Source organism: Nocardiopsis protaetiae, assembly GCF_045446735.1.
Lineage (GTDB): Bacteria > Actinomycetota > Actinomycetes > Streptosporangiales > Streptosporangiaceae > Nocardiopsis > Nocardiopsis protaetiae.
The window spans coordinates 1-4,526 of record NZ_JBJJBV010000401.1 but is presented as its reverse complement, the minus strand read 5'-3'; the positions used below and the strand labels follow the sequence as shown (position 1 = coordinate 4,526).

Sequence of the window (4,526 nt, the reverse complement as noted above, 5' to 3'; positions counted from 1 at the left end):
GGCGGCCCGGGCCGCCCCCTGCCCCCGCGACCGGTACCGACCGCGCAGACCGGCGGCTCCCCGGCGCGACCGCTGCCCACGCCCGGCCCCGACGCCGTCCTGCGCGCGGATGAGGCGGTCCCGCCCCCGGCCCCCACCTCGTTCCTACGTCTGACCACCGAGGAGGGCATCGACAGCTACGCCCGGGACTTCCTGGAGGACCCGGCGCACAACCCCCACGCGTTCACGAACCTCCCTCCGGAACAGCAGCGCGCGGTGTACACCTACACCCGGAGCCCGTGGATCTTCAACGACGTCCTGCGCTCCCCGCGTGGCCCGGCCGGGGTCCAAGAGGTCCTGGACTCCTGGCTGGCGGGCCGGGCCGAGGCCGCCGAACTGCTGCGGATCAACGGCATGCGCTGGCCCACCGTCAACGACCTGCGCAGACACGCCGCGGCGGACCCGGGCCGGATGGACCTGGCCCGGTGGATCCTGGACTCGCCCGCCCCCGAGAGGGAACTGGCCCGGACCAAGATGCGCAGCGGCAAGGTGGACCAGGTCCTGCGGGCCTTCGACGGCGTCTACCCGACGGCCGCCGAGTACTTCACCGAACTGGGTCACCTGGACGCCGCCACCGGGCGGCCGCTGCCCGACCGCATCGTGGTCACCCGAGGACTGCGCGAACTCGGCTTCCTCACCGGCTACGACCCCGACAACCCGAACGCGCTGCAAAGGACCGCCCACACGGAGCCGGGCCTGCTGTCGACCTCCTTGGGCACCGTCCCGGTCCGCGGCCCGAAGTTCAACGTGATCATGCGTATCAACCTCGGGAACGGCGCCCGGGGCCTGTGGGTCGGACCCCACTCCGCGGCCTCCACCCAGCGAGAACTGCTCCTGCCCCGGGGAACCTCGTACCGGATCGGCCCGGTCGAGCAACGGGACGACGTCCTGTACCTCGAAGTGATGATCGCCCGGAACCTGCCGCGCGCACCCCGGGTCGACGACCCCACCGCCGCCGACCCGACGCCGCAGCGGCCCATGGGCACGCAGGCGCCCAGGAACCCCGGCCGCCGACCCCTACCGGGCCTCCCGGGCCCCGAGACCGCACGGCCGCCGCAGCCGACCGCATCCGGTGGGGACGGCGCGGCACCCGGGGGTTCCCGGCGCCCCGCACCGGTCCGCGCCGAGCGGGCCGACACCGGGGAAGCGGTGGAACGAACCCTGCGGGCCGTCGAGCGCTCCCGGGAACTGCTGCGGCAGGCCAGAGAGATCAGCGCCCAGGCCGCCGCGGACTACACCGCCTCCCGGAATCTGGCCGAGCTGGCGAAGCAGGCCCGCGCCGACGGGGATCCCGAGGGGAACGCCGCCGCGCTCGCCCAGCAGTCGCTCGAATTCTTCGAATCCGCGGAGGAGGCGTCCGAGCGCGCCTCCGCGTTGCGGGACCGGGCGACCGAGGTCCTGGACGTCGACCGGGAACCGACGGTGTTCCCCGTGCTGACCGGCACCCCCGGCCCGGGGGCCCGCCTGGAGGAGGCCAGGGGTCTGGCGCGCGAGGCGCGCACCCGCTACGCCGCCACCGCCGCGCACTTCACGAAAGCCCGGAACCTGCGCGCGTCGGCCGAACAGTACCGCGGGGACTCCCCCGAACTCGCCGGCCTGCTCACCCTGCTGGCCCGGGAGGAGACCGCCAGGGGCTGGACCGCGCACCGGCACGCCCAGGAGCTGGAAGGCCCCCTGCGTGCGGCACTGCGCAACGACGCGCCCGCCCGGCTCTACCCGGTCAGGGTGACCTCGGAGGCCGTCGCGGCCGAAAGCGCCGCCGCACGGACCGGGTCCGAACCGACGACCGGGTCCGCGACGGAGGGCGCCACCGACCTCCGGGGAACCGAACCGATCCCCGCGTCGGTGGCAGAGGCCCCCGCCGATGCCGTCCCCGCCGATCGCCCCGGGCGCGTCGACCCCGACGGCGTCCGCCGGTTCGACCGCAACGAGGACGGCCAGGCATACGGGGACCTCGTCCTCGGGCACCGGTTCCGGTCCCTGACCCCGCAGCAGCAGCGCTCCGCCCGGGCGTACACGAAGAACGCGCTGTTCTACAACGGCCTCTCCCGGGACCGGGACCCCGAGGCGGAGGTGCGGCGGCTCAGCGGCACGGGGTACTTCCCCCCCTGGTTCGGGGAGTGGTTCGACGGCGACGCCTCGACCCGGGAGAACGCCGCCGCCACCTGGGCGGCCCTGCGCGAGGGGATGTCCCTGCTCGACCGGGCGGTGGAGCCCCTGCCCGAGCGGATCGAGGTCCGGCGCTCGATCTTCAGCGTGGGCTTCATGGCCCCGCCCGGGCGTCCCTTCAACGACCCGACCGACCTGATCGGCGCGGAGTTCGTCGAAAGGGGATTCCTCTCGGGGTCGCTGGGGAACGAGGCCCTGTACCAGGGCGCCGGGTACCAGTTCCGCCTGACCGTGCCCGAGGGGCACCCGGCCCTGTGGATCGGCCGCGACAGCGTGCGGCGGGCGGAGAGGGAGATCCTCCTCCCCCGCGGTACGCGGTTCAGGATCGACGACGCGGTCCTGATCCCGGGGACGGGGCGGTGGCAGCTGTCGGTTACCGTGCTGCCGTTCACCACGGCACCGTGACGGAGGAGAGATGACCGACGAGGTAGCGCCCGCCGAGGACGCGTTCCGACCCGACTTCGTGGGTGCCGACCCCCGGTTCGCCCCCGACACGGACGGGGCGGTGCTGCACGTCCCGGTGGTGCGGGAGGACGGGACCGCCCTGGGCCGCCTCTGGGCGTCGGAGGACGGAATCGCGGCGGGGTTCCTGCCCGGGGCCGGGGCCGGGGCCGCGGGGCTGAACGCCAAGGGCGCGTGGGTGCGCCGCCTGCTCCAGGCCAACGGGGAGGGTCTGGACGCGGTCGAGGCGCTGCGGCTGTGGATCGGGGCCGCGCCGGACGATCGGGCCGGGGCGATCCCCGAGGGGAGCGTTCCCACGCACGCCGGAAGCCTGGACGAGCTGCGGCGCCTGCCCTGACCCGTGGGCCGGGGAACCGCGCATCCGATCCGTCGCCCCCTACCGAAACCGCGGAGAAGTCCGTTGGAAATATTACGGACACCGAGGACCGCCGACCAGCCATTCCCTGACCGTCGCGCAACAATATTTCAAACAAAAGGAAATCGCCCGAGTCCGACGACCGAGCGCGGTGCGCCGTGCCCACCGGGATCCGCCGGAAGCGCCGGAGGTCGGCCGCCACCTGCCCCGCGCGTAACGGGAACCGAAACGCCGTGGAACATCCCGGTGTCGGAGAGCACCTTGCACGGCAGGGCACCAGGCGAAATCTCACAGGCGTGAAAATTAACTGTTAAAGCATTTTTCATCCATTCTCCACCTATGCCCTGAAGGGCTATTTTCTTGCGCATGCCGGAAGCGGGGCACCTCCGTACCCGGAATGCGATCAGGGAGAAGGTGGGGCGTCCGTGCCTACTCAGGAGGCCAGGAATCTCCTCTACGGCCTGACGGGCATCCAGTACCCCACCGCGAACCCCGCCGCGATGCGGGCACTCGGTGACCACTACGCCGACATGGCCCGCCGCCTCAACGAGCTCGGGCCGATGATCGCCGCGTCCCGGCGCAGGGTCCAGGACACCTTCGACGGACGCACGTCGGAGTACTACTCCCGCGCCCTGGACCAGTTCACCACCGGCCGCAACGACTACGTCGGCCAAGCAGGCGACCTGGCCACCACCATGTCGCGCAGCATGCGCGAGGGCGCCGCCACCGCCGAGTACATGGTCATGATGATCTGGGGCCAACTCGTCGCCCTGCTGGCCGAGATCGCCTTCGCGATCGCGATGGCCAAGTGGACCTTCGGCGCGTCCCTGAACTGGATCCCGATGTTCCAACGGCTCCGATCACTCTTGATCGGCCGGATCCTGATGTGGGCCATCTCCACCGCGGTCCCGCACCAGATCATCGCGCAGCTGTTCGCGTCGCTGGACTCCATCATCCAGCGCATCCAGATCGACAACGGCACCCGCGACCACCACGACGCCAACCTCACCTCCGGCGCCCACATCGGCGCCGCCATCAGCGGCATCGTCTCCGCGTTCCTGTCCACCGGCCTGTCCGCACTGCTCAGCCGCCAGTTCCGCACCTTCCTCAACACCGCCCTGCGCAACCTCCGCGGACTCCCCCCGCCCCCGCGCACCGCGATACCCACACCCAACCCCGGACGCAACACCCCCACCGGGCCGCCGATCCGGAACACGCCCGACCCCGACCTACCCCCCGGCGGCGGACCGGGCGGCGGACCCACACCCCCGCCGGTACGCGAGGCGTGGTCCACCATCAACCGGGATCTGGCCGACGTGCTCACCCGCAACCGCGAGTCACTACGGGTCCCCTACGACCCCAACCGGGGACTCGGTGAGCTCCCCTGGCAGACCGCCGGATCGGCCACCGCGTTCCGCAACGACCTCGCGAACGTCTTCCAACGCAACCTCGGACCCGAGATCGGCGACCAGGCCGCACGACGCCTGGGCGAGAACTACGC

At 72.4% G+C, this 4,526-nt stretch carries 3 protein-coding genes; all 3 read left to right on the top strand.

Going from position 1 to position 4,526, the window contains the following annotated elements; genetic code table 11:
* A partial coding sequence (locus tag ACJOT3_RS32780) for an ADP-ribosyltransferase (RefSeq protein ID WP_406977013.1) occupies positions 1-2,613 on the top strand: 2,613 nt, incomplete at its 5' end.
* A 10-nt stretch (positions 2,614-2,623) separates the two neighbouring features.
* A complete protein-coding gene (locus tag ACJOT3_RS32775; protein WP_406977012.1) occupies positions 2,624-3,007 on the top strand; it encodes a hypothetical protein in 384 nt (127 codons plus the stop codon).
* Positions 3,008-3,450: 443 nt separating this feature from the next.
* A partial coding sequence (locus tag ACJOT3_RS32770; RefSeq protein ID WP_406977011.1) for a WXG100-like domain-containing protein occupies positions 3,451-4,526 on the top strand: 1,076 nt, incomplete at its 3' end.

What these genes read in the sequence shown, in the direction of transcription:
- ACJOT3_RS32775 (WP_406977012.1), top strand. Translation starts at nt 2,624, where the DNA reads ATGACCGACGAGGTAGCGCCCGCCGAGGACGCGTTCCGACCCGACTTC.